This is a genomic window from Leifsonia aquatica H1aii (assembly GCF_000633535.1).
Taxonomy (GTDB): Bacteria; Actinomycetota; Actinomycetes; order Actinomycetales; family Microbacteriaceae; genus Leifsonia; species Leifsonia aquatica_A.
Genome location: NZ_AYMR01000004.1, coordinates 101,082 through 125,213, shown reverse-complemented (window position 1 = coordinate 125,213; position 24,132 = coordinate 101,082). Strand labels below are relative to the sequence as shown.

General features: G+C 70.8%; 21 protein-coding genes. 11 read left to right on the top strand and 10 right to left on the bottom strand.

Annotated features, from left to right (window positions below; translation table 11 throughout):
* Positions 1–10 precede the first annotated feature (10 nt).
* A complete protein-coding gene (locus U870_RS0102965; RefSeq protein ID WP_025155933.1) occupies positions 11–1,135 on the top strand; it encodes an LLM class flavin-dependent oxidoreductase in 1,125 nt (374 codons plus the stop codon).
* The gene (locus U870_RS0102960) at positions 1,105–2,151 is read left to right on the top strand and encodes an LLM class flavin-dependent oxidoreductase (RefSeq protein ID WP_025155932.1); all 1,047 of its coding nucleotides are present in this window, start codon (positions 1,105–1,107) and stop codon (positions 2,149–2,151) included. The genes U870_RS0102965 and U870_RS0102960 overlap by 31 nt, the downstream gene beginning before the upstream one ends.
* Here the strand turns inward: U870_RS0102960 and U870_RS0102955 are convergent.
* From U870_RS0102955 to U870_RS0102930, 6 genes are read right to left on the bottom strand one after another with little or no spacing between them, the layout of a single operon-like run.
* Positions 2,133–3,092, bottom strand: a complete 960-nt coding sequence (locus tag U870_RS0102955) for an ATP-grasp domain-containing protein (RefSeq protein WP_025155931.1) — start codon at positions 3,090–3,092, stop codon at positions 2,133–2,135. The genes U870_RS0102960 and U870_RS0102955 overlap by 19 nt on opposite strands.
* The gene (locus tag U870_RS0102950) at positions 3,089–4,423 is read right to left on the bottom strand and encodes a M20 family metallopeptidase (protein WP_025155930.1); all 1,335 of its coding nucleotides are present in this window, start codon (positions 4,421–4,423) and stop codon (positions 3,089–3,091) included. The genes U870_RS0102955 and U870_RS0102950 overlap by 4 nt, the downstream gene beginning before the upstream one ends.
* On the bottom strand, positions 4,420–4,836 hold the full coding sequence (locus U870_RS23000; protein ID WP_025155929.1) for an SRPBCC family protein: 417 nt from the start codon (positions 4,834–4,836) through the stop codon (positions 4,420–4,422). The genes U870_RS0102950 and U870_RS23000 overlap by 4 nt, the downstream gene beginning before the upstream one ends.
* Positions 4,829–5,932, bottom strand: a complete 1,104-nt coding sequence (locus tag U870_RS0102940; protein ID WP_025155928.1) for an LLM class flavin-dependent oxidoreductase — start codon at positions 5,930–5,932, stop codon at positions 4,829–4,831. Before U870_RS0102940 ends, U870_RS23000 begins: the two co-directional genes overlap by 8 nt.
* Positions 5,929–7,257, bottom strand: a complete 1,329-nt coding sequence (locus tag U870_RS0102935) for an LLM class flavin-dependent oxidoreductase (RefSeq protein WP_025155927.1) — start codon at positions 7,255–7,257, stop codon at positions 5,929–5,931. Before U870_RS0102935 ends, U870_RS0102940 begins: the two co-directional genes overlap by 4 nt.
* A gap of 13 nt (positions 7,258–7,270) precedes the next feature.
* A complete protein-coding gene (locus U870_RS0102930; RefSeq protein WP_029947106.1) occupies positions 7,271–8,443 on the bottom strand; it encodes an LLM class flavin-dependent oxidoreductase in 1,173 nt (390 codons plus the stop codon).
* A gap of 247 nt (positions 8,444–8,690) precedes the next feature.
* Here U870_RS0102930 and U870_RS0102925 point away from each other — a divergent pair, with 247 nt between their 5' ends.
* On the top strand, positions 8,691–9,989 hold the full coding sequence (locus U870_RS0102925) for an LCP family protein (RefSeq protein WP_025155925.1): 1,299 nt from the start codon (positions 8,691–8,693) through the stop codon (positions 9,987–9,989).
* A 52-nt stretch (positions 9,990–10,041) separates the two neighbouring features.
* Positions 10,042–11,433 (top strand): MFS transporter, encoded by a 1,392-nt coding sequence (locus U870_RS0102920; protein ID WP_115644387.1) that lies wholly within the window; start codon positions 10,042–10,044, stop codon positions 11,431–11,433.
* Here the strand turns inward: U870_RS0102920 and U870_RS0102915 are convergent.
* Positions 11,412–12,248: a UbiA family prenyltransferase gene (locus U870_RS0102915; RefSeq protein ID WP_025155923.1), complete on the bottom strand. Its 837-nt coding sequence runs from the start codon at positions 12,246–12,248 to the stop codon at positions 11,412–11,414. The two genes, U870_RS0102920 and U870_RS0102915, sit on opposite strands and share 22 nt — an antisense overlap.
* Before the next feature lie 75 nt (positions 12,249–12,323).
* Here U870_RS0102915 and U870_RS0102910 point away from each other — a divergent pair, with 75 nt between their 5' ends.
* From U870_RS0102910 to U870_RS0102880, 7 genes are all read left to right on the top strand, one after another.
* On the top strand, positions 12,324–13,325 hold the full coding sequence (locus U870_RS0102910) for a LacI family DNA-binding transcriptional regulator (RefSeq protein WP_029947105.1): 1,002 nt from the start codon (positions 12,324–12,326) through the stop codon (positions 13,323–13,325).
* Between the two features lie 107 nt (positions 13,326–13,432).
* Positions 13,433–15,274, top strand: a complete 1,842-nt coding sequence (locus tag U870_RS0102905; RefSeq protein WP_052357518.1) for a glycoside hydrolase family 13 protein — start codon at positions 13,433–13,435, stop codon at positions 15,272–15,274.
* A gap of 38 nt (positions 15,275–15,312) precedes the next feature.
* Positions 15,313–16,689 carry an extracellular solute-binding protein gene (locus tag U870_RS0102900; RefSeq protein ID WP_025155921.1) on the top strand — a complete coding sequence of 459 codons (1,377 nt, stop codon included), beginning with the start codon at positions 15,313–15,315 and terminating at the stop codon, positions 16,687–16,689.
* A gap of 70 nt (positions 16,690–16,759) precedes the next feature.
* Positions 16,760–17,698, top strand: a complete 939-nt coding sequence (locus U870_RS0102895) for a carbohydrate ABC transporter permease (protein ID WP_025155920.1) — start codon at positions 16,760–16,762, stop codon at positions 17,696–17,698.
* Positions 17,695–18,690: a carbohydrate ABC transporter permease gene (locus tag U870_RS0102890; protein WP_025155919.1), complete on the top strand. Its 996-nt coding sequence runs from the start codon at positions 17,695–17,697 to the stop codon at positions 18,688–18,690. Before U870_RS0102895 ends, U870_RS0102890 begins: the two co-directional genes overlap by 4 nt.
* A gap of 16 nt (positions 18,691–18,706) precedes the next feature.
* Complete coding sequence (locus U870_RS0102885) at positions 18,707–19,894, top strand: glycoside hydrolase family 3 N-terminal domain-containing protein (protein WP_025155918.1); 1,188 nt, start codon at positions 18,707–18,709, stop codon at positions 19,892–19,894.
* Between the two features lie 126 nt (positions 19,895–20,020).
* Positions 20,021–20,572 (top strand): YceI family protein, encoded by a 552-nt coding sequence (locus tag U870_RS0102880; protein ID WP_025155917.1) that lies wholly within the window; start codon positions 20,021–20,023, stop codon positions 20,570–20,572.
* Positions 20,573–20,708: 136 nt separating this feature from the next.
* Here the strand turns inward: U870_RS0102880 and U870_RS0102875 are convergent, their stop codons facing one another.
* From U870_RS0102875 to U870_RS0102865, 3 genes are all read right to left on the bottom strand, one after another.
* Entirely contained in the window at positions 20,709–22,097 is a 1,389-nt protein-coding gene (locus tag U870_RS0102875) for an NAD(P)/FAD-dependent oxidoreductase (RefSeq protein ID WP_025155916.1), read from the bottom strand.
* Between the two features lie 92 nt (positions 22,098–22,189).
* Positions 22,190–23,602, bottom strand: coding sequence for an aspartate aminotransferase family protein (locus tag U870_RS0102870; RefSeq protein WP_025155915.1), 1,413 nt, complete (start codon positions 23,600–23,602; stop codon positions 22,190–22,192).
* A 2-nt stretch (positions 23,603–23,604) separates the two neighbouring features.
* Positions 23,605–24,087, bottom strand: coding sequence for an Lrp/AsnC family transcriptional regulator (locus tag U870_RS0102865; protein ID WP_021763306.1), 483 nt, complete (start codon positions 24,085–24,087; stop codon positions 23,605–23,607).
* Positions 24,088–24,132 lie beyond the last annotated feature (45 nt).

The window sequence follows — 24,132 nt, the reverse complement described above, 5'->3', positions numbered from 1 at the left end:
GGAGCCCCTCGTGAAGTTCATCGGACTGGATCTGATCGCCAACCCGCCCCGCCGTCCCGGCGAGGAGCCGCCCCTCGCGGCCGAGCGGTTCGGCGAGGTCGTCGACGACGCCGTGCTCTTCGAGCAGCTCGGCTTCGACGGGTTCGCCGTGGGAGAGCGGCACCACGCGCCGTTCCTGTCGAGCTCGCCGACGGTGCTGCTGGGGTACCTCGCGGCGGCGACGAGCCGGATCCGGCTCTTCACGGGGGTCACCCTGCTCTCGGTCCTCGACCCCGTGCGCGTCGCCGAGGACCACGCGACGCTCGATCAGCTCTCCGGCGGGCGCCTCGAACTGATCATCGGCAAGGGCAACGGTCCCGAGCAGGCCGAGCTGTTCGGCATCGGCCGCACCCAGGCGTGGGAGACGCTCCGCGAGAACTTCCTGCTGCTTCGGCAGCTGTGGTCATCGCGATCGGTGACGTGGGAGCCGACCCCGGGCATCCCGAGTATCCGCACCTCGCCCCTGGTGGAGGCCGACGTGCAGCCGCGCCCGCTCCAGGAGCGCATCCGCATCTGGCACGGCTCCGCGACGTCGGAGGCGTCGGTGGAGCTCGCCGCCCGGCACGGCGACCCGATCTTCTCCGCGAATGCGATGAACCCGATCGAGCAGTACGCGGCCCTGGTGCGGCACTACCGTGCGGTGTGGGCCGACACCGGCCGCGACCCCGCGCAGGCGACCGTGGGTGCGGGGCATGCCCTCTTCGTGGCCCGCACCTCCCAGGAGGCGAAAGCGGCCTACCGCCCCGTGTACGAGGAGTTCGTCGCGTCGGTCGCGAAGGCCGATCACTCCCTGCCGGGGACGCGCACCGACTACGTCGACTACGACGACTACCTCGCCCGTTCGTCCGCGCTGGTCGGCAGTCCGCAGGAGGTGATCGACAAGGTCGGGCGTTACCACGAGGCCTTCGGCAACAGCGTGATCTCGGTCGGCGGCCATCCCGGTCACCTCGCCCGCACCGCGTGGGTGGACTCCCTCGAGCTCTTCCAGGCGGAGGTCGCTCCGCTGCTCCGCGAACGCATCGGCGACCCGGCCTGGCCGGCCGCCACTGTCCAGAAGGGTCGGTCATGGCACCCCTCCGCAGCATCTCGTTCCTGACCCCCGGCAACTACGCCGACGACGATCCCGCCGAGGGGCTGGAGCAGACGCTCCGGCTGATCGCGTTCGGGGAGCGGGCCGGCTACGACGGAGCGTGGGTGCGTCAGCGTCACCTGGAGCACGGCATCTCGTCGGCGGCGGTCGTGCTCGGTGCGGCCTCGCAGCGCACGAGCACCATCGAGCTCGGTACGGCGGTCATCCCGATCGGCTACGAGAGTCCCTGGCGGCTGGGCGAGGACCTCGCCACCGCTGATGTCCTCTCGGGCGGCCGGCTCGCGGTCGGGCTGAGTGCGGGGACGCCGCCGCACGCGGAGCTCCTGGCCGAGCACGTCTTCGATGGCGATTGGAGGTCGTACGACCTCGGGCACGGCCGCATCGAGCGGCTGAAGCACCACCTCTCCGGCGCCTACCTCGGCGACGAGGGGACGGTCATCCACGCGCCGGGCAGCATCCAGCGCCCGCGCCTGCAGCCGAACAGCCCGGGACTCGCCGGCCGGCTCTGGTACGGCGGCGGGAGTTCGCGCTCGATCCGGTGGGCGGCCGGGCACGGCCTCCACCTGCTCACGGGCAACGTGATCTCCGGTGAGGGGACCGACGACTTCGTCACGGCGCAGCTGGAGCTGATCCGGCTCCACCGCTCGCTCACCACACGGCCGGACGACCTCCGCGTGGCGCTGGGCCGGGTGATCCTGCCCACCGACAGTGCCGATCGCGCATCGGCGGAACGCTATCGCAGCTACAAGCGCGAACGGGACGCCCGCGTCGGTATCGCGCACGGCGAGCGGCGGACGCTCTTCGCGCCCGACCTGGTCGGCACCGCGGAGCAGATCGTCGAGACACTCCTCGCCGACGCCGCCGTGGCGGAGATCGACGAGCTGCGCCTCGAGCTGCCTTACGAGTTCGCCGAGGCGGAGTACGAGCAGGTCCTGCACGACGTGCTCACGGCGGTCGCGCCCGCGCTCGGTCGCCCGGCGTCGGCAGTGCGGACCGCGACGACTCAGCCGACCGCGGCGTAGCGGGAGGCCAGCTCGCGCCCGAGGAACCGGGCGATCTGCCGCGGCCCCGACGACGGGGCCGCGGCCTCGACGTCGGCGTTGTAGTTGGTGTTGGTGTTGACGTCGTAGGTGACCGCGCGACCGTCGACGGTCTCGATGAACTCGATGCCGGCGATCTCGATGCCGGTGCGGCGGGTGAAGGCGCGGTACTGGTCGACGAGGGGATGGTCGAACGCCTCACGCAGGCGGAACAGCTGCTGCGGCAGCTCGGCGCCGGTCACCGGGTCGATCGCGCAGGCGTCCGCCGGGCACAGCTGGAAGCCGCCCAGCTCGGTGTCGGCGCGGACGGCGTAGACCAGGTCGCCGTCGACCAGCTCGACCCGGGTGATCGCCGGCTCGGCCGCGACGAGCAGCTCCTGCAGCAGCACGATGCCGTCGACCGGGGGCTCGAAGAGGCCGCTGTCGATGAGCGCGGCCAGCTCCTCGGCCGAGTCGAAGCGCTGCACGCCGAGCCCCTTGCCGCCCTGGTTGTGCTTGGTGAGGAAGGGCGCAGGGAAGGTGCGAGCGGCCTCCACGAGCCGATCGACGCCGACGACCGCGACGGTGCGCGGGGTGTCGATGCCGGCGGCGCGCAGCGCGGTGAGCTGATCCACCTTGCTGACCTCCAGCTCCAGCACCCGGCGTCCGTTGACGGTGCGCCGCCCGTGCGACTCCAGCCAGGAGAGGACGCTGCGGGCGTAGTCCTTGGAGAGACCGTGCCCGCGGGTGTGGGCCGATGCGCTGATCCGCGACCAGAACACGCCCTCCGGTGGTACCGCGTCGAGATCCAGCACGCCGTCGACCAGCATCCATTCGACCAGAGGCACGCCCTCCTCCTCGAACGCACGCCGGAACGGCTCGAACCAGTCCGGATTCTCGTGGAGGGCGTAGACCGCGGGCGTGGGGGAGGAGGGGGTCGTCATGAGAAGTACCTTTCGACGTCGAGCGGACCGCCAGCGACGGCGAAGTCGTCGGCGACCGCCGCACGGAGGGCGGGGTCGGTGAGGAAATCGAGGGCGGTGAGCGCGAGGCCGTGCGCCGCATCCACGGCGGCGCGGTCGCCCGCCTCCCCACCAGCGTAGGCGGCGAATTCGGCGGTGTGCAGCGCGACCTCCGGCGGTGCGACCGCGATCACCGCGTGGATCCCCGGGATGCGGACGCTCACATTTCCGAAGTCGGTGGACGCCGCGAGCTCGGCGGGGACGACCTCCCGGGTCAGCACCCGGCGGCCGCGCTGCTCCAGGTTGACGGCCCAGCGTTCGTTGAGGGGCCGGTTGAAGCGGGTCGGCAGTGTGAAGGGCAGCGGGTCCCAGTCGAGCTCGACGCCGGTGCCGGTGGCGATGGCGACACCCTCGGAGATCTCGATGAGCCGGTCGCTCAGCTCACGCAGGGTCGCCGCCTCGGGCGAACGGAGGTAGTACTCGAGGGAGGCCTCCGCCGGCACGACGCTCGGCCGATCTCCCCCGGAGAGCACGCCGTGCACGCGGTCGCCCGGCGGAAGGTGCTGCCGCAGCTGTGCGACCGCCTGGTAGTGCAGGGTCGCGGCGTCGAGCGCGTTGCGTCCCATGAACGGTGCTGCGGAGGCGTGCGCCGGCACGCCGTGATAGCGGACGCGCAGGATGCGGCGACCGATGAAGGGGTGGTCGGCGGCGTCGTATCCGAACGGGTGCGCCATGATCGCCGCGTCGACGTCGTCGAACGCGCCTGCGCGCGCCATCAGCTCCTTGCCGCTGCTGCCCTCCTCCGCCGGTGTGCCGAGGAGCACGACGCGCCCGTCGAGGCGATCCGCCACGGTCGCGACGCCGAGGAAGGCCCCGACGGCGGCTGCGGCGATGATGTTGTGACCGCATCCGTGCCCGATCCCGGGCAGCGCGTCGTACTCGGCGATCACGGCGATCACCGGGCCGCCGGACGCCCGACCGGCGGAGGCCAGCACGGTCGTCGGCAGCCCGAATCGCCCGATCTCGACGGAGTGCCCCTCGTGGCGCAGCGCGGCGGCGACGGCGGCCGCGGACCGGTACTCGCCGAACGCCCCCTCGGGATCGGAGAAGAGCGTCCGCGAGAGCGCGACGATCCGCTCCTCCCGCGCCGTCACCGCGGCGGCGACCGCGCTGCGGGAGGCGCGGGGTGCGCCCGCATGCGGCGAGGTGAGGGGAGCCGCTCCACGGGCCCGCTGCTCGGTGCGCTCGCGCAGGGCGTCGAGGTACCGGGTGCTGGGCGTCGTCGGGTGACGGAGGTCACGTCCGGTCGTCACGCCGCGGGCTCCAGGAGAGAGCGCAGGCGCGCCAGCCTCAGGTCGAGGTCCCGCTGCGCCGCGGGCGCGGCCTCGGCACGGAGGTACCAGTGGATGGCGGAGAGGTGCGTCGAGCCCTCGTCCGGGGCGAGGACGAGCTCGAGCCGTGACCCCGGCGCGAAGGTGGGCGCGGCGCCGGCCGATGCCGGCTGGGCCGGGTCCCACGCGATCAGCAGTCGGCGGGCGGGGACGACCTCCAGCACATGCCCGGTGGTGGTCACCCCCGCCTCGGTCGCGGCGACCCGGCCGCCGGCTCGCGGCTCGAACTGCACGCTGTCGCCGAGCCACCTGCTCAGCCGAGGTGGGTCGGTCAATGCGGTGAACACCGCGGCAGGGGAGCGGTGGACGTCGATGGCCGCACGCACCTCAGCCACGGAGCGCCCACTCCCGTGCGATCGCTTCGTGACTCGCCGCCCGCGCGTCGGGATCGTGCGTGATGGTCGTCAGCACCAGCTCGTCGGCGCCGGTCGCGTCGCGCAGCGTCTCCAGCCGATCGGCGACCTCGGACGCGGTCCCGACGAAACGGGTGCGGACGCGGTCGTCCACGAGCCGCCTGTCCTCGTCGGTCCACGGGTGGCGGGCGGCCTCCCCGGGCGACGGGTAGGGGATCGCGCCGGCACCCGTGCGGATGCTCCGCACCCAGGCGCCGTAGCCGGTCGCCAGCAGATGGGCGCGATCGGAGGTGTCCGCGGCGACCACGTCGGCGGAGACGATGACATGCGGCCGGTCGAGCCGCGGCGACGGGACGAAGCTGCTGCGGTACTCCTGGACCGACAGCAGGACGCCGCTGGGCGCGCTGTGGTAGTTCGCCGCGAACGGCAGACCGAGTCGACCGGCCAGACGCGCGGTGAGCGTGCCGCTGCCGAAGAGGCGCACGTCGGGTCCGGTGCCGTCGACGCCGAGCGTCACCCGCTCGTCTCCGTCGCCGATCCCGCCCCCGAGCAGGGCCAGGACGGTTTCGACCTGGTCCGAGAAGGCGGGGCCCTCCTCGCTGCGGCCGAGCAAGGCACCGAGCGTGCGGTACTTCGGGGCGGCGAACACGCGGTCGAACCGGAACGGCGCGGGGATCAACAGGCCGTCGGTGACCGTCTCGGGGGCGTGCTCCGGCGCACTCGGGCCGCCGGTCGCGAGCCCGGAGCGGCCGAGCCCGAGGTCGATCCGCCCGGGCAGGGCGGCGTCGAGCAGGGTGAACTCCTCGGCGACCGTCGCCTCGGTGCTCCCCGGTCCGAGCTGGATGGCGCCGGAGCCGAGGCGGATGCGTTCGGAGACACCTCCCGCGAGCGCGATGAGTGCGGCGGGCGAGGAGCCGATCACGCCGGGGTTGAAATGATGCTCGGCGAACCAGTATCGGGAGTAACCGGCCGCCTCGGCCCGGCGCACGAGGTCGAGGGTGGCGGCCACGGCCTCGCGCGGCCCGGAACCGCTCGACACCGGGACGAGGTCGAGGATGCCGAGCGGGATGGCGGTCACGACGCCGCCTCGACCCGGTCGGCATCGGCGGCGTCGCCGAGACCCAGACCCAGAGTGCCGCGCAGAGTCGGGTGCTCATAAGCGGTGCGCAGCACGCCGCGTTCCTGCAGAAGCGGGACGACGCGATCGACGAACTCGTCTATGCCGTGCGGGACCACGGAGCCCGAGAGCACGTAGCCGTCGGCGGCGCCGGACTGTGCTGCGTCGTCGAGTCGGGCGGCGACCGATCCGGGTGTGCCGACGAACTCGTGCCGGGTGGTCTGCGCGACGACGAGTTCCCGGATGCTCCAGCCGTGCGCCTGGGCGCGTGCGTGCCACTCGCGTGCGGCGGCCTGCGGGTCGTCGACGCGCCGGGCCTGACCCTGCGTGAGTTGCCCGCCCGCGGCAGCGGAGGGGGCGGGCACCGGTCCCTCGGGATCTTGGGCCGAGAGGTCCTCGCCCCAGACCTGTTCGAGCAGATGGATCGCGGTCTGCGGCGTCACCTGCTGGAAGGAGACCTCGCGAGCACGCTCGGCCGCCTCCGCCGCCGTGTCGCCGAGCACCACGCTCACGGCCGGGATGACCAGGATGCTGTCCGGATCGCGTCCGGCCGCCCGCGCCCGCGACCGCACATCGGAGCGGAACGCCCGCCCGGCCTCCGGCTCGCCGTGGCGGCTGAAGACCACGTCGGCCGTACGGACCGCGAAATCACGGCCGGCGGGGGAGTCGCCCGCCTGCACGAGCACAGGACGCCCCTGGGGTCCCGGCTCGACCGGGAACCAGCCGTGCGTGTCGAAGAACTCGCCGGCGAACCGGTAGGGCTCTGGCCCGCCCGCGGACCAGCTGTCCCAGAGCAGACGAGACAGCGCGACGAACTCCTCCGCTCGACGGTACCGGTCCTCGTAGTCCAGGTAGCCTCCGCGACGGAAGTTCGCGCCGGTGAACGCATCGGACGACGTGACGATGTTCCACCCGGCCCGGCCTCCCGAGAGGTGGTCGAGCGAGGCCAGCTTGCGGGCGAGGTCGTACGGCTCGTTGTAGGTCGCGCTGGCCGTGCCGACCAGTCCGATGTGCTCGGTGACGGCCGCGACGGCGGCCAGCACCGAGAGGTTGTCCGGCCGCCCGGCGACGTCGAGCTCGTGGATGCGCCCCTTGTGCTCCCGCACCCGCAAGCCCTCGGCGAGGAAGAAGTAGTCGAAGAATCCGCGCTCCGCCGTGCGGGCGACGTGCTCGAAGGTGCTGAAGTCGATCTGGCTGCCGGCGTCCGGCGCGCTCCACACGGTCCAGTGGTTGACACCGGGCACCCCGGCGGCCAGCCGGAGCCGGCGCTTGTTCGATGCGGTCATGGTTCTCCTCGGGTCACGCGGCGTAGCGGTTGCGGGGGCGGTCGAGTCCGGGTCGATCGCGCAGGGTCCCACCGCGCGGTCGCTCGTCGACGAGCCCGCGTCGGCGGAGGGCGGGGATCAGCAGGTCGCCGATCGCCGGGAGATCGCGATGCACCGACGCGGGGCGCAGCCGGACGCCGTCGATCCCGGTGTCGGCCAGCTCGGCGATCCGATCGGCGAGCGACTCGGGGTCGGTGGCGTGGACGGCGGCATCGGAGGCGAAGGGCTCGCCGTCCTGGTCGTCCCAGCGGGCGAGCCGGCGGCGGGCATCGGCGGCGTCGGGCTCGAGCAGCACGACCAGGTCGGCGACGATCCGCACCGGATCCGGCTCGAACCGTTCGGTCTTCTCCAGGGTGCGCACCGTGTCCACGATCCGCGCCGCATCGGCGGCGTCGACGGGTGTGATGTAGACGAGATCCGCGGCGCGGACGGCGAGCCGGTACGGGATCTCGGCGTGCGCGAGAACGCTGATCACCGGTTGGCCCTGCGGTGGCCGCGGCGTGATCGACGGTCCCGCGACGCGGATGGCGGCACCCTCCACGTCGACGTGGTGGAGCTTGCTCCGGTCGAGGTAGCGCCCGGTCGCTGCGTCGCGGATCACGGCGTCGTCCTCCCAGCTGTCCCAGAGCCGCCTGACCACCGCGACGAATTCGGCGCCCTCGTCGAAGAGCCGGGCGAGCTGATCGAGCCCGTCGGGGGCATCGAGCAGGGCCGGTCCCAGCTCGGGCAGCGACCGGCGACCGATGTTCGCGCTCTCGCCCGGCCGGCCGAGCTGCACCTTCCAGCCGGCCCGGCCCTCGCTCGTGAAATCGAGGGTGGCGAGCTGAGTCGAGGCGTGGAACGGCTCCGACTCCAGCACGCTCGTCGTCGGCACCAGACCGACCCGTTCCGTGCGCCTGGCCACGAAGTTCGCGAGCTGAAGCGCGTCGAGCCTCCCGCGGAGGCGATCGGGCCGCGTCGGCGTGGCCACGCTCAGTGCGTCCTCGAAGGTGAGGAAGTCGGCGCCGGCGGCCTCGGCTCGTCGTGCTTGCTCCACCCAGTACGACGGCCGGAACACGGTGGACGCGGCGATGCCCGCGTCCCGCCATGCGGCCGGATGCCATCCCGCTCCCTCGAGCGCGACGGCGACGATCAGCTGGTCGCTCATGTCTGTACCCCCTCCTGTTCCACGGTTGCGAGGCAGGCTCGCAGGTCGCGGCAGGCCGGGTCGAGGGCGGCCGTCACGCGGCGTCACGCGGGACATCCCGGGTAACACGGGTTTGCGCTTCGCGCGGTGGTGGCCCCCGGACCGGGGCCGGCCGACCGTGCCCGGCAGGCGCGTCCCGTCCCGCGCGGAAAGGAATCTTGGCTAGGCTTTCCCGCATCCCCGTGCACCCGACCCCGAAAGGCCAGGCATGACGGACCTGCCCAGACGGCACCAGCGCGCCCGTGGTCCGCTCCCCGTGCGCCACGGCCGCCTGCACCCCCGCCGGGCCGTCGGCCGGGTGTTCGGGCTGCTCGCCGCGGCGATGGCGGTGGTCCTGGTCAGCGTGGGGTCGGTCGGCGCCTATGCGCTCTGGGATGTCGCGCGGTCGGTGAAGACGGGCGTCAAGCTGGTCTCGCTCCCGGGGCACACCCAGCAGGCCATCCCGGACGTGGCGGCGATGGAGGGTGGGATCAACCTGCTGATCGCCGGCACCGACAGCCGATCCGGCCTCGGCGGCGTCTACGAGTCGTCGACGGAGCAGGACGCCAGCAGCGGGGCGGGCAACAACGACGTCACGATGCTGCTGCACATCGCCCAGGACCACAAGAGCATGACGGTGGTGAGCTTCCCGCGCGACCTGATGATCGCGATCCCGGACTGCCCGGCGGCCGGCGGCAGCGGGACGGCCTACGGCAGCTCGTATGCCCAGTTCAACACCGCGCTCTCCCGTGGCGGCCTCGCCTGTGTCGTCCTCACGGTGGAGAAGCTGACCGGCCTGACGATCCCGTTCGGCGCGGTGATCAACTTCGCCGGGGTCAGCGCGATGTCGACGGCGGTCGGCGGTGTCACCGTCTGCCTCGCGACTCCGGTGAGCGATGACTACACCAATCCGCCGTTGAGCCTCCCGGCGGGCGACAACGAGCTCGTGGGAGATCAGGCGCTCTCGTTCCTGCGCAGCCGCCACGGCGTCGGCGACGGCAGCGACCTCGGCCGGATCTCCAATCAGCAGGTGTTCCTCTCGGCGCTCGCGCGCAAGATCGTGAGCGGCGGGGTGCTCACCAACCCGGTCCAGTTGTACGGACTGGCCAAGGCCGCCGTGCAGAACGTGACTCCGTCGGAGTCATTGAGCAATCCGACGACGCTGGTGCAGATCGCGCTGGCCGTGAAGGACACCGGGCTGGAGAACATGGTGTTCGTCCAGTACCCCGCCGTCACAGACCCGGACAACGTCAACCGGGTCGTGCCCCAGGTCTCGGCCGCGCGGGCGCTGAACCAGGCGCTCGTCAACGATGTGCCGGTGAAGCTGACCGGCAGCACCGGACGGGCGGCGGAGGACCCGAACGCGACCTCCACGCCGACGCCGACCGAGACGACCGCGCCGGAGACGCCCGCCACCGACGGCGCCGTGCCCCCGACACCGGATCCGACCTCGTCCGCCGTGGAACTGCCGTCGACCATCACCGGTCAGACCGCCGCGCAGCAGACCTGCACCAAGGGAAACGACTAGTCGCCGATGTGCGTGCTTGCACCGGCGGTCCCGGGGGCCGTTGAATGAGCACATGGCCACCGAACGCATGAGCTCGCTCCAGCTGAGAGTCCTGATCATCGCGATCCTGGCGAGCTTCGTGGCCTTCCTCGACGGTGCGGTCATCAACGTGGCTCTGCCGGCGATCGACAAGGAGCTCGGCGGCGGCCTGCCGCTGCAGCAGTGGGTGGTCGACGGGTACCTGGTGACCCTCGGGTCCTTCATCCTGCTCGCCGGTTCGCTCTCCGACGTCTTCGGGCGCAAACGCGTGCTCTACGCGGGCCTCATCGGCTTCGGCATCACCTCCCTGCTCTGCGCCTTCGCCCCGACGGGCGTGTTCCTGGTCGTCGCCCGCGCTCTCCAGGGCGTCGCCGGCGCCCTGCTGGTGCCGAGCTCTCTGGCGATCATCATCTCCCGCTTCGAGGGCGCGGCCCAGGCGAAGGCGATCGGTCGCTGGACGGCCTGGACCGGCATCGCGATGATCGCCGGGCCCGTCATCGGGGGCGTCTTCGTCGACACGCTCTCCTGGCGCTGGGTCTTCGTGATCAACGTGGTCCCCATCGCGATCACCCTGGCCCTGATGCTCACGCTGAAGGAGGACGACCACGGCACGGGCGGCCGCGTCGACATCCTCGGAGCGATCTTCGGGTCCGTCGGGCTCGCGGGCACCGTGTTCGCCCTCATCGAGCAGGGTGCGTTCGGCTGGGGGAGCCCGCGGGTGTGGATCCCGCTCATCGTGGGTGTGCTCTCCCTCGCCGCCTTCTTCGTCGCGGAGAACCGCGTCGCCCAGCCGATGCTGCCGCTGGCGCTGTTCCGCGTGCACAACTTCTGGGTGGGGAACATCGCCACGGCCTTCGTCTATGGCGCGTTGTCGTTCGGTCCGCTGATGGTGACGCTGTTCCTGCAGCAGGTCGCCGGGTTCACCGCCATCGCGGCCGGATTCGTGTTCATCCCGTCGACACTCTGCATGCTCCTGCTATCGGGGTTCTTCGGCGGACTCGCCGGCAAGTACGGGCCGCGGTTCTTCATGGCGGTCGGGCCGATCGTGGCCTCGGTCGGCTTCCTCTGGCTGCTGCTGGCGGACGCGCACGTGAGCTATTGGACCGGGCTCCTGCCGGCCGTGCTGCTCTTCGGCATCGGCCTGTCGATGACCGTCGCGCCGCTGACGAGCGCCATCCTCGGCGCCATCCACCCCGCGGAGGCCGGGATCGCGTCCGCCGCGAACAACGCCGTCTCCCGCATCGCCGGGCTGATCACGGTCGCCCTGGCGGGGCTGATCATCGGTGAGCAGCTCGACGTCGACGGGCTGCACCGGGCGATGATCGCGACGGCGGCGCTCCTGCTGGCGGGCGGCATCGTGTCGGCCATCGGCATCCGCAACAAGGAGCCGGTGGCCGAGCCGGTTCAGGCGGTCACGACCGACTGACCCGCGAGGGCCAGCATTACCACGTCGATCAGGGCGCAGGTCATGATCAGCTGCATGAGCAGGCGGGTCGGGCTGCGCCGCAGGAGGAGCACGACGCCCAGGACGACGGCGGCGAGGCCGAGCAGCAGCCCGACGAGCAGCACGGGACGGACCGGCCAGCCCGGCCCGAACGCGACCAGCGCCGTGGCGACGGCCAGGCAGGCGAAGGCGACGAGTCCGCTGCGGCGCGCACCGAGCCGGTGCGGCAGCCCGCGGATGCCGGTCTCCGCGTCGTCGGCCAGATCGGGCAGGACATTGGTGATGTGGGCGGCGACCCCGAGCAGAGCTCCGGCGGCGAGGACCCAGGGCGCGGGAAGGGCCGGGACCTCCTGCCCGAGCGTCGCGATCGCGGGCAGCAGACCGAAGCTCACGGCGAACGGCACGAACGACCACACCGTCGCCTTGAGGCCGAGGTTGTAGACCCACCCTGCCGCGATGGCGACGGCGTGCGCGCTCAAGGCAGCGGGGCCGAGCACGGCGGTCAGCAGGAGGGCGAGCACCAGTGCGGTGAACGCGGCGACCCGCACGGCGGTGATCGGGATGTCGCCGCGCGCGGCCGGCTTGTCGGCGCGGGCGACCGCCCGGTCGCGGGCGGCGTCGAGCCAGTCGTTCGACCAACCGATGGAGAGCTGGCCCAGCAGTATCGCCCCCGCGAGCACGACGAGCCGCCCCGGCGGGTAGCCGAGCCCGATGCCGAGCCCCGCGGCGACACCGGTCACGACCAGGGTCGGCCCGGGATGGGAGGCGAGCAGCAGGGAGGTCACGCGGGTCGCCATGGTCGTCATCGTAGACCGCAGGCGGGTTTGCGCAATCCTTGCGTGATCCTGCAAGGTCTTGCGTAGAATCGCGGCATGTCGAAACGTCTCGCCGAGGTCGCGCGCAAGGTCGGAGTCAGCGAAGCCACCGTCAGTCGCGTGCTCAACGACAAGCCGGGAGTGTCCGACGCCACCCGGCAGGCGGTGCTCACGGCGCTCGACGTGCTCGGCTACGAGCGCCCGACCAAGCTGCGCGGCGAGCGCGCCCGCCTCGTCGGCCTGGTGCTGCCCGAGCTGCAGAACCCCATCTTCCCGGCCTTCGCCGAGATCATCGGGGGAGCGCTCGCACAGAACGGCTACACGCCGGTGCTGTGCACCCAGACGGCCGGTGGCATCTCGGAGGCCGACTACGTCGACCTCCTGCTCCAGCAGCAGGTGTCGGGTGTCGTCTTCGTGGGAGGCGCGTACGCGCAGGTCGGCGCGTCGCACGAGCACTACGCCCGCCTGCGCGACCTGCACCTGCCGACCGTGCTGGTGAACGCGCCGGTCGACGAGCTGCACTTCGCCACCGTATCCTGCGACGACTCGGTCGCCACCGCCCAGGCGCTGGGTCATCTGCGCTCGCTGGGGCATGAGCGCATCGGTCTGCTCCTGGGGCCTCGGGACCACGTGCCGTCGACGCGCAAGCTGGCGGCGGCGCGGCGGCTGGCGGAGGAGTGGGGGACGCCGCTGGACGACGGGCTGGTCGTGCATTCGCTCTATTCGCTCGAAGCCGGGCAGGCGGCCGCCACCCGGCTGCTGGCCGCGGGAGTGAGCGCCATCGTCTGCGCGAGCGACCCGATGGCGCTGGGCGCGATCCGCGCGGCCCGGCGCGCCGGGCTCTCCGTGCCGCGCGACGTGTCGATCGTCGGGTACGACGACTCCGCGCTGATGAACTGCACCGAGCCTCCGCTCACTACGATCCGTCAGCCGATCGAGCCCATGGGCCGCACGGTGATCGAGCTGCTGCTGCGGCAGATCTCCAGCGACTCGGCGATCCGCGACGAGCTGTTCTTCGAACCGGAGCTGGTCGTCCGGGGGTCGACCGGCCCGGCCTGAGTCCGGTGCGGCAGCGCAATCCGCTGCAAAAGTACGCAAGTGAATTACTCAGTGTTGAGTTCTTGCATCATCTTGTCGCGTTCGCTACATTTCGGTGAGCAGCGACGATGCCGAGGGCAGCGTCGCGACCGACGCGGCCCGACCAGAGGGCCGCCCGATGCGAAGGGCTCACTGTGGACCTCTCCGTGCTGACCGGCTCCGATGCCGGGCACCGCACCGCCGAACCGGCCGCCACGGCCGGCGCCCCTGCGCAGACGCCGCCGACGGCGCCCGCGGGCGACGACCCCTCGTGGTGGCGGAGCGCGGTGATCTACCAGATCTACCCGCGCAGCTTCGCGGACGGCAACGGCGACGGTGTGGGCGACCTGGCGGGCGTGCGGCAGCACCTCGACTACCTCAAGGAGCTCGGCGTCGACGCCCTGTGGTTCACGCCCTGGTACGTCTCGCCGCTCGCCGATGGCGGCTATGACGTCGCCGACTACCGCCGCATCCATCCGGCCTTCGGCGATCTGGCCGAGGCGGAGGCGTTGATCGCCGAGGCGCTCGTACTCGGCATCCGCACGATCATCGACGTCGTGCCGAACCACGTGTCCGACCAGCACCCCTGGTTCCAAGCCGCGCTGGCCGCCGGACCGGGCTCGCCCGAACGCGAGCGGTTCTGGTTCCGGCCCGGTCGTGGGGCCGGCGGGGACCGGATGCCCACCGACTGGGTCTCGAACTTCTCCGGCGACACCTGGACGCGCACCACGGATGCGGACGGGGCACCGGGCGAGTGGTACCTGCACCTGTTCAGCCCCGAGCAGCCCGACCTCAACTGGAACCACCCCGACGTGCGACGCGAGCACGAGGAGATCCTCCGGTTCTGGTTCGACCGGGGCGTGGCCGGGGTCCGGATCGACTCCGCAGCCCTGCTGGTGAAGGACCCGGCGCTGCCCGAGGTCCCGGAGCATCCGGCTGCGGGGGAGCACCCGAACCAGGACAGGGACGAGCTCCACGAGATCTACCGCTCGTGGCGCTCGATCGCCGACTCCTACCCGGGCACCCGCGTGCTCGTCGGGGAGATCTGGCTGCCCGACATCGACCGATTCGCGATGTATCTGCGTCCGGACGAACTGCACACCGCCTTCAACTTCGACTTCCTCGCCCGCCCCTGGGACGCCGATCAGTTGCGCACCTCCATCAATGAGACGCTCGCGGCCCACGCCCCGGTCGAGGCGCCGAGCACCTGGGTGCTGTCGAACCACGACGTCACCCGGCCGGTGACGCGCTACGGGCGGGAGGACTCCTCGTTCGCTTTCGTCAAGAAGCGCCGCGGGACTCCCACCGATCTCGAGCTCGGGCGCCGGAGAGCGCGGGCGGCGGCTCTGCTGACGGCGGCGCTGCCCGGTTCGCTCTACCTGTACCAGGGCGACGAGCTCGGGCTGCCGGAGGTCGAGGACCTGCCCGACGACCGGCTCGAGGACCCGATGCACTTCCGCTCGGGAGGTGTCGACCCGGGGCGCGACGGGTGCCGCGTGCCGCTGCCCTGGCGCGGTGCGAGCGCTCCGTTCGGATTCAGCCCCGCGGACGCTGGTGCCGAGCCCTGGCTGCCGCAGCCGGCCTCCTGGGCCGGGCTGACGGTGGAGGCGCAGCAGAGCGACCCTGCCTCGATGCTCTGGCTGTACCGGCAGGCGCTCCGGATCCGTCACGAGGAGGCGGGCCTCGGCGACGGACCGTTCGCCTGGGTCGCCGCGCCCGAGGGGGTCCTCGCCTTCGCCCGCGGCGACCGGTTCGTCAGCGTCACCAACCTGTCGGCGGAATCCGTGCCGTTGCCGGACAACGTCGCCATCCTGCTCAGCAGCAGCCCGCTCGACCGCGGCCTGCTGCCTCCCGACTCCACGGCGTGGCTACGAACACAGCACCGGCCGCCGGAGTCCCGCACCACCCGCACCATCCGCACCACTCACTGAGAGAGACCCTCACCACTCACTGGAAGGAAACATCGACAATGAAGTCACCACGCACGATCGCGGCCGTCGCCGCGGTCGCCCTCGCCGGGGCCGGCGTCCTGGCGGGCTGCTCGTCCGCCGGCTCCGACTCGAGCGACGGCAAGACCCACATCACCGTCGCCAGCCTGATCCCGGGCAGCGACAAGGCCGCCTTCAAGGCCTTCGACGACCGGGTCAAGGAATTCGAGAAGGCCAACCCGGACATCGTCGTCAAGTCCGAGGAGTACCAGTGGACGGGTCCGACGTTCGCGACCCAGCTCGCCGGCGGCACCCTCCCCGATGTCTTCAACGTGCCGTTCACCGACTCGCAGTCGCTGATCCAGGCGGGCCAGCTCGCCGACATCACGGCCGAGGTGAACAAGCTGCCCTACGCGTCGAAGTTCAACGAGAACGTCCTCGCCGTCGCCAAGGACGGCGACAAGATCTACGGCATCCCCTACGGCCCATACGCGATGGGCCTGTCGTACAACCGCGACATCTTCACCAAGGCCGGGCTGGACCCCGACAAGCCGCCGACGACGTGGGACGAGGTGCGCGCCGACGCGAAGACGATCTCCGAGAAGGTCCCGGGCGTCGCGGGCTACATGCAGATGACGCAGGGCAACACCGGCGGCTGGGAACTCACCACCACCGTGTACGCGCGCGGCGGCCGCATGGAGACCACCGAGGGTGGCAAGACGAAGGTCACCACCAACAACCCGGTGACCAAGGAAGCCCTGCAGTGGCTGAAGGACCTGCGCTGGAAGGACGACTCGGTCGGCAGCAACTTCCTGCTCGACTGGTCCGGCATCAACCAGGCGTTCGGCGCGGGCCAGATCGCGATGTACCCGTCCGGCTCCGACGTGCTCACCTCCCTCGTGCAGCAGAACGCCGTCGACCCGAAGAGCTACGGCCTGACGATGCTGCCGATCGACTCCAGCAACAAGGACGCCGGCGTGCTCGCCGGCGGCAACGTCGCCGCGGTCAGCCCGAAGTCGTCGCAGGCGCAGAAGGACGCCGCCGTGAAGTGGATCGACTTCTACTACATGCAGAAGCTGCTCAACCAGGACCAGGCCGTCGCCGACGCCAAGGTGCTGGTGAAGTCGGGCCAGCCGGTCGGCGTGCCGACGCTCCCCGTGTTCGACAAGGCCACCTACGACCAGAACATGGAGTGGATCAAGGACGAGATCAACGTGCCGCAGGAGAACGTGGCGCCGTTCACCGACAAGATCTTCGACGCGAACCTGGTCCCGGAGCCGAACAAGCACACCCAGGAGCTGTACGGCGCGCTCGACACGGTCGTCCAGGCCGTGCTGACGGACCAGAACGCCGACATCGATCAGCTGCTGACGAAGGTCGACTCCGACATCCAGAAGCTCGTCGACGCCGACAAGTGACAGCGACGGGAGGCCGGCGGCGCGCTCTGCGCCGCCGGCCGCCCGCACGACGTGAGAGAGTGACCCGCGCATGACCGCGATCGACCGAAGCCGCCCGGCCGTCCGCCGGACCCGGCGCACACCCCTGACCTGGATCCGCGGCGGTGGCCTGAGCACCCTGCTCTTCCTGCTGCCGATGCTGCTGATCTTCGGCATCTTCTCCTGGTGGCCCATCGTCCGCAGCGTGGTGATGAGCTTCCAGCACACGAACCTCGTCAGCCCGCCCACCTGGGTCGGCTGGGACAACTTCGTCCAGGTGGTGAACGACCCCCTGTTCTGGACCGCGGTCGGCAACACCGCCTGGTTCGCGCTCCTCGCGCTCATCCTGGGCTACCCGATCCCCCTGATCGCTGCGGTCCTGATGAGCGAGGTCAAGCGTGCGAAGGGCCTGTACAGCGCCCTCGCCTACCTGCCGGTCGTCGTGCCGCCCGTGGTGGCGGTGCTGCTGTGGAAGTTCTTCTACGACGCGCGCCCGACGGGCGTCTTCAACACGATCCTCGGCTGGGTGGGCATCCCACCCCAGCCCTGGATCCAGGACGCGACGCAGGCGATGCCCTCGCTCGTCGTCGAGGCCACCTGGGCCGCCGCCGGCGGGACGATCATCATCTACCTGGCGGCGATCACCGGTGTGGCGCCCGAGCTCTACGACGCCGCCGAAGTGGACGGCGCCAGCATCTGGCGCAAGATCTGGCACGTCACCCTGCCGCAGCTGCGGGGGGTGCTCCTCATCACCCTGATCCTCCAGATCATCGGGACGGCACAGGTGTTCCTCGAACCGTTCCTCTTCACCGCAGGAGGCCCGGTCAACTCGACGGTGACGATCCTGCTGCTGATCTACCGCTACGCCTTCCAGAACTCCCTCGGGGGCGACTACGGCGCCGCGACGGCGTTGAGCCTGATGCTCGCCGCCTTCCTCGCGGTGCTCTCCCTCGTGTACTTCCGCCTCACCAAGTCCTGGAGCCAGAATTGAGCACGTCGACCCAGCTTCCGCCCGAGGTCACCACGGTGGTGACCGCCGTCGTCGAGGAGGGCGCGAGCCCGGAGCCTCCCCGCCGCCGCCGGCGGCGGCGCCGTCCCGCGGACGAGGGCGATCGCGGCATCCTGTCGGTCTCCGATCGCCGCAAGCGCAGCGTCCGATGGAGCACGCGCGTGATCAATGTGGTGCTCCTGGTCCTGCTCATCGTCTTCGGGCTCGGTCCGCTGCTCTGGCTGGCCAAGTCGGCGATCACTCCGACGGCGGACACCTTGAAGACGCCGATGGCACTGTTCCCGAACGGGGTCGACTGGGCGAACTTGTCGACCGCGTGGTCGACGGTCCACATCGACGTGCAGTTCGTCAACACGATCTGGGTCGCCGCCGGATCCTGGGCGGCCCAGGTGCTCGTCGCGACCACGGCGGGCTACGCGTTGAGCGTGCTCCAGCCGAAGTACGGCAAGGTGCTCTACGGGATGATCCTGTGCACCCTGTTCGTGCCGTCCGTCGTCCTGCTGGTGCCGCTGTACCTCACCATCCTGAACCCGCCGCTGCTCGGGCAGTCCCTCATCAACACCTTCTGGGCGGTCTGGCTGCCCGCCGGGGCGAGCGCCTTCAACGTCGTGCTCGTCAAACGCTTCTTCGACAACCTGCCGCGCGAGGTGTTCGAGGCGGCGCGGACCGATGGCGCCGGACCGTTCCGGCTGTTCTGGTCGATCGTGCTGCCGATGTCGAAGCCGATCCTCGGCGTCGTGTCGGTGTTCGCGATCATCGCCGCGTGGAAGGACTACCTGTGGCCGCTGCTGGTGCTGCGCGACCCGAACATCCAGCCGCTGTCCGTGCGGCTCCCCACGCTGCAGGCGGCGATCCAGCTCGACGTATACCTGGCGGCGCTCGCGATCTCGACGCTGATCCCGATCGTGCTGTTCCTGGTCTTCCAGGGGCTGTTCCTGCGCAGCGCCGGGCTCGGAGGCGCCGTCAAGGGGTGACGGTTAGCATCGTGTGATGCGGACGACGAGACGGTGGGCGGTGCTGAGCGTCGCCGCCGGTCTCGTCGTCGCCCTGGTCGGCGGTCTGGCCGGCTGCGCATCCGCCGGGGCCGGCGCCGCCGACCGGACCCCGACGGCCAGCGGCACACCGGCTCCGACGCCCACGCCGACCGCGAGCGCCGACCCCGTCGCCGCCTACGCCGACGCGCGCCTCGCGAACATGACCCTGCGGCAGAAGGTCGCGAGCCTGTTCATGCTGCACGCCCCCGGCACCGATGCGGCCGCGCTCCGCGGATTCGTCGATCGCTACGGGCTCGGCGGCATGATCCTGATGGGCGACAACATCCCCGCCACGCCGGAGGCGCTGGCCGCGCAGACCGCCAGCATGCGCGCCTCCGACGCGACCCTGCCTCCGCTGATCGGGATCGACGAGGAGGGCGGGGACGTCACCCGGCTGCCCTGGGACGGCCAGGCCGGCGGTGACGAGCTGCGCGGGCAGAGTCCCGACGCCGCCCGGCAGGCGTTTGCGGCCCGGGCGGCGCTGCTGAAGCAGGCGGGGGTGAACGTCAATTTCGGGATCGTCGCGGACGTGACCGCGGATCCCGGCTCGTTCATCGCCGATCGCATCCTCGGCACCGATCCGGCGTCCGCCTCCGCGCGGGTCTCCGCGGCGGTCGCGGGGGAGCGCGGGACGGCGCTCAGCACCCTGAAGCACTTCCCCGGCCACGGGGAGACCGACGCGGACTCCCACCACGTCGTGCCGACCACTCCGACGACGCGCGCCGACTGGGAGGCCCGCGATCTGCCCTCCTTCCGTGCGGGCATCGAGGCCGGTGCCGACGTCGTCATGTTCGGCCACCTGATCTACAGCGGGGTCGACGCGCTCCCGGCGTCGCTCTCGCCGACCTGGCACCGCATCCTGGCGGACGAGGTCGGCTTCCACGGCGTCACGATCACCGACGACCTCCGGATGCTGCAGGACACCGGGCTGCCGCAGTACCAGGATCCGGGCGAGAACGCGGTGCAGGCGATCGCCGCCGGCAACACGATGGTGCTCGATGTCATCCCGACCGGTTCCGACCCGGACGTGTTGATCGACGCCGTCGTCGCGGCGGTCCGATCGGGGCGCATCCCTCCCGCCCGGATCGACGCCGACGCCCGCGCACTGCTCGTGCTGCGGCATTCCATCGCGCTGAAACAGTGACGCGTCAACTTTTTTTCGCGAAATCGGAATATCGCCGCACTCCATGCGCTTGCATGTACTCGAGCGGGGCGTAGCATCGTCCGCCGCTCCGCAAGCGAGACCACCGATTCTCAAGGAGATCAGCGAATGACCATCGACATCCCCGGCTACAAGGCGGGCACCTGGACCATCGACCCCGTGCACAGCGAGGTCGGCTTCAGCATCCGTCACCTCATGATCAGCAAGGTCAAGGGCACGTTCGAGAACTTCGACGCCACGTTCGTGACCGCCGAGAACCCGCTCGAGTCGACCGTCACGGCCAAGGCCGACGTCGCCTCCGTCAACACGAAGAACGCCGACCGTGACGCCCACCTGCGCACCGGCGACTTCTTCCTCGCCGAGGAGCACCCGACCATCGACTTCGTGTCGACCGGTGTCCGTCACGAAGACGGCGACTTCCTCGTCGACGGCGACCTGACGATCAAGGGCGTCACCAAGCCGGTCACGTTCGAGTTCGACTTCGGCGGCTTCGGTCAGGACCCGTACGGCAACTACAAGGCCGGCGCCACCGCCAAGACCAAGATCAACCGTGAGGACTTCGGCCTCACCTACAACGCGGCCCTCGAGACCGGCGGTGTCCTCCTCGGTGAGGACGTCACCATCACCCTCGAGCTCCAGGCGGTCCTGCAGCAGGCCTGACCTCCTCCGCGCGAAAGCCGCCCCGTACGCACCCTGCGTCCTCGGCGGCTTTTTCGCGTATCGGGAGGCGAAGATTCGGCACGAATCGCGCGAATGGCCGGTCGATTCCCGCGATTCGTGCCGAATCGCAGCGAGGTCAGTGGCCGATGAGTGGCCCGAGGGCGCGGGCGACGAGGGAGGCGCGGCCGGTGGCCGCCTCCTCGAGGTCGGCGGCCTCCATCGCGAGCAGACCGGCGTTGGCGCCCGCGAAGCGGAGCGGCTCCGGTTCCCAGGGGCGCGAGCGGTGGCCGACCCAGGGGAGGGAGGTCAGGGCGGAGGCGCGGCCCCCGATGAGGTCGGCCAGTGTGCGACCCGCGAGGTTGGTGGTGCTGAGGCCGTCGCCGACATAGCCACCCGCCCACGCCTCCTTGCGCGCGGAGTCGAGGCCGACTCCGGCGTGCCAGTCCCGCGGAACGCCGAGGGGGCCGCCCCAGTGATGGGTGATGCGCGCGCCTGCGGCATCCGGGAAGAGCTCGAACAGGGTCCGGACGAGGTGATCGCGAACCGTGTGCGACCGGTCGTACGCCGGACGGATGGCGCTGCCCAGGTGGTAGCGCGCCCCGCGGCCGCCGAACGCGAACCGGTTGTCTGCGGTGCGCTGGCCGTAGACGATCAGGTTGCGGAAGTCGGCGAAGGTCTGGCCGTGCTCGATGCCGATGCGATCCCAGGTCTCGTCGGACAGCGGCTCGGTGGCGATCATCAGCGAATAGAGCGGCAGGATGCGGCGGCCGACCTGCGGCAGCTGCGAGCCGTATCCCTCGGTCGCGTTGACCACCACGCCGGCGCGGACCGTCCGCGCGACGCCGCCGGAGCGGGCCTGGACGACGCCGTCGCGCCACGAGAGCACCTCGGTGCCCTCGGCGATGGTCGCCCCCGCCCGTTCGACGGTGCGGGCGAGACCGCGCACGAGCTTGCCCGGATGGATGCGGGCGCAATCGGGGGTGTAGGTGGCGGCCGCGGCGTCGGGGACACCGAACCGGTCGCGCACCGTCGCGGTGCCCCACAGCGCCACCCGGTCGACGCCGAAGTGCTCCGACTCCGCGAACTCCGCGCGCGCGGCGTCCAGCTGCGGGCGGGAGCGGGCGAAGGTCACGGTCCCGCCGAGGCGGTAGTCGCAGTCGATGCCCTCCGCCTCCGCGACACGGCCGACTTCGTGCACGGTCCCGACCATCGCCCGGCGCTGGGCGACCGCGGCGTCGAAGCCGTAGCGCTCTTCGAGCTTGGACGCAGACCAGGGGAAGAGGGCGGAGCACCAGCCCCCGTTACGGCCGGAGGCCCCGAAACCGGCCACCTCCTTCTCCAGCAGCACGACCCGTAGTGACGGGTCGGCCTGTAGCAGGTAGTAGGCGGTCCAGAGCCCGGTGAGGCCGGCGCCGACGATGGCGACGTCGGCGACGGTGTCGTCGGCCAGCCCGGGGCGCGGCGCGAAACCGTCCTCGGCGGCGGCGATGGAGTCGAACCAGAATCCGGTGCTGCGGTACTCCATGCGTCTCCCTGGGGGTGTCCTGGTGTGAGAAACGGGTCCGGCCTCCGCTGGTGCGGAGGCCGGACCCGCCTCATGCAGTCGGGTACTGCGTCTTACAGGTGGTTGCTCGCCTCGGTGAGGACGGACTCGAGGATCTGGCGGATCTCGACGAACTCGTCCGGGCCGATGGTCAGCGGCGGGGCGAGCTGCACGACGGGGTCCCCACGGTCGTCGGCTCGGCAGTACAGGCCAGCGTCGAAGAGCGCCTTGGAGAGGAATCCACGCAGCAGCCGCTCCGACTCGTCGTCGTCGAAGGTCTCCTTGGTGTTCTTGTCCTTCACCAGCTCGATGCCGAAGAAGTAGCCGTCGCCGCGCACGTCGCCGACGATCGGCAGGGCGAGCAGCTTCTCGAGCTCGGCGCGGAACAGGGGCGAGTTCTCACGCACCCGCTCGTTGAGCTTCTCCTCCTCGAAGATGTCCAGGTTCGCCAGCGCGACGGCGCTGGAGACCGGGTGACCGCCGAAGGTGTAGCCGTGGTAGAACGACGTGTTGCCGCGCTTGAAGGGCTCGTAGACCTTGTCGCTGATGATCGTGGCACCGATGGGGGAGTACCCGGAGGTCATGCCCTTGGCGCAGGTGATCATGTCGGGGACGTAGCCGTACTGGTCGCACGCGAACATGTGGCCGATGCGGCCGAACGCGCAGATGACCTCGTCGCTGACCATCAGCACGTCGTACTTGTCGCAGATCTCGCGCACGCGCTGGAAGTAACCGGGGGGCGGCGGGAAGCAGCCGCCCGAGTTCTGCACCGGCTCCAGGAAGATCGCTGCGACGGTCTCGGGGCCCTCGAACTGGATCATCTCCTCGATGCGGTTGGCGGCCCAGACGCCGAAGTCCTCGATGTTGTCGGTCGGTGCGCCCATCTCGCCGGCACGGTAGAAGTTCGTGTTCGGGACACGGAACCCACCCGGGGTCAGCGGCTCGAACATCTCCTTCATGGCCGGGATGCCCGTGATCGCCAGCGCGCCCTGCGGGGTGCCGTGGTACGCGACGGCGCGGGAGAGCACCTTGTGCTTGGTCGGCCGGCCCTGCAGCTTCCAGTAGTACTTGGCCAGCTTGAACGCGGTCTCGACGGCCTCGCCGCCGCCGGTGGAGAAGAACACGCGGTTGAGGTCGCCCGGCGCATAGTGGGCGAGCCGGTCGGCCAGCTCGATCGCGTTCGGGTGGGCGTACGACCAGATCGGGAAGAAGGCCAACTGCTCGGCCTGCTTCGCGGCGACCTCGGCGAGGCGCTTGCGCCCGTGGCCCGCGTTGACCACGAACAGCCCCGAGAGGCCGTCGAAGTAGCGCTTGCCTTTCGAGTCCCAGATGTGGTGGCCTTCGCCGCGGGTGATGATCGGCACACCCTGGCCGTCTTCCATCACCGACTGGCGGGCGAAGTGCATCCAGAGGTGGTCCTTGGCCTTGGCCTGGAGCGTCGCCTCGTCGGAGGTGATCGGCTCGCCGAACGTTTCTACGGTTGTCATGGTTATCGTGTTCCCCAGTTGTAGAACTGTTTGTGGAGTTTGAGATAGACGAACGTCTCGGTCGACAGCACGCCGTCGAGGGTCCGGATCTCGGAGTTGAGCATGGTGATCAGGTCGAGGTCGTTCTCGCACACCACCTCGGCGAGGATGTCGTACGTCCCGGCGGTGAGGACGACGTAGTCGACGGCGGGCATCGCTGCCAGCTTGTCGGCGACCACGCGTGTGTCCCCGGAGACCCGGACGCCGATCATCGCCTGGCGGTAGAACCCGAGTTGCATCGGGTCGGTCACGGCCACGATCTGCATCACACCCGACTCGGTCAGCTTCTGGACGCGCTGGCGCACCGCCGCTTCGCTCAGACCGACGGCCTTGCCGATCTCGGCGTACGACTTGCGGCCGTCCACCTGGAGCTGCTCGATGATCGCCTTGGAGACGTCGTCGATCTGCGGAGCCTTCGCGCCGTTCGTTGCCCGAGGGGTACTCATGGAGCGATTCTGTCAGTGGGAGTACCTTCTGGCAAGCGATTCCGC

Coding starts and splice junctions, on each gene's coding strand:
- U870_RS0102900 (WP_025155921.1), top strand. CDS start 15,313: ATGAAGTCACCACGCACGATCGCGGCCGTCGCCGCGGTCGCCCTCGCC.
- U870_RS0102935 (WP_025155927.1), bottom strand. CDS start 7,257: ATGACCGCATCGAACAAGCGCCGGCTCCGGCTGGCCGCCGGGGTGCCC.
- U870_RS0102870 (WP_025155915.1), bottom strand. CDS start 23,602: ATGACAACCGTAGAAACGTTCGGCGAGCCGATCACCTCCGACGAGGCG.
- U870_RS0102915 (WP_025155923.1), bottom strand. CDS start 12,248: ATGGCGACCCGCGTGACCTCCCTGCTGCTCGCCTCCCATCCCGGGCCG.
- U870_RS0102930 (WP_029947106.1), bottom strand. CDS start 8,443: ATGAGCGACCAGCTGATCGTCGCCGTCGCGCTCGAGGGAGCGGGATGG.
- U870_RS0102885 (WP_025155918.1), top strand. CDS start 18,707: ATGCGGACGACGAGACGGTGGGCGGTGCTGAGCGTCGCCGCCGGTCTC.
- U870_RS0102880 (WP_025155917.1), top strand. CDS start 20,021: ATGACCATCGACATCCCCGGCTACAAGGCGGGCACCTGGACCATCGAC.
- U870_RS0102895 (WP_025155920.1), top strand. CDS start 16,760: ATGACCGCGATCGACCGAAGCCGCCCGGCCGTCCGCCGGACCCGGCGC.
- U870_RS0102960 (WP_025155932.1), top strand. CDS start 1,105: ATGGCACCCCTCCGCAGCATCTCGTTCCTGACCCCCGGCAACTACGCC.
- U870_RS0102925 (WP_025155925.1), top strand. CDS start 8,691: ATGACGGACCTGCCCAGACGGCACCAGCGCGCCCGTGGTCCGCTCCCC.
- U870_RS0102905 (WP_052357518.1), top strand. CDS start 13,433: ATGCCGAGGGCAGCGTCGCGACCGACGCGGCCCGACCAGAGGGCCGCC.
- U870_RS0102920 (WP_115644387.1), top strand. CDS start 10,042: ATGGCCACCGAACGCATGAGCTCGCTCCAGCTGAGAGTCCTGATCATC.
- U870_RS0102910 (WP_029947105.1), top strand. CDS start 12,324: ATGTCGAAACGTCTCGCCGAGGTCGCGCGCAAGGTCGGAGTCAGCGAA.
- U870_RS0102875 (WP_025155916.1), bottom strand. CDS start 22,097: ATGGAGTACCGCAGCACCGGATTCTGGTTCGACTCCATCGCCGCCGCC.
- U870_RS0102955 (WP_025155931.1), bottom strand. CDS start 3,092: ATGACGACCCCCTCCTCCCCCACGCCCGCGGTCTACGCCCTCCACGAG.
- U870_RS0102865 (WP_021763306.1), bottom strand. CDS start 24,087: ATGAGTACCCCTCGGGCAACGAACGGCGCGAAGGCTCCGCAGATCGAC.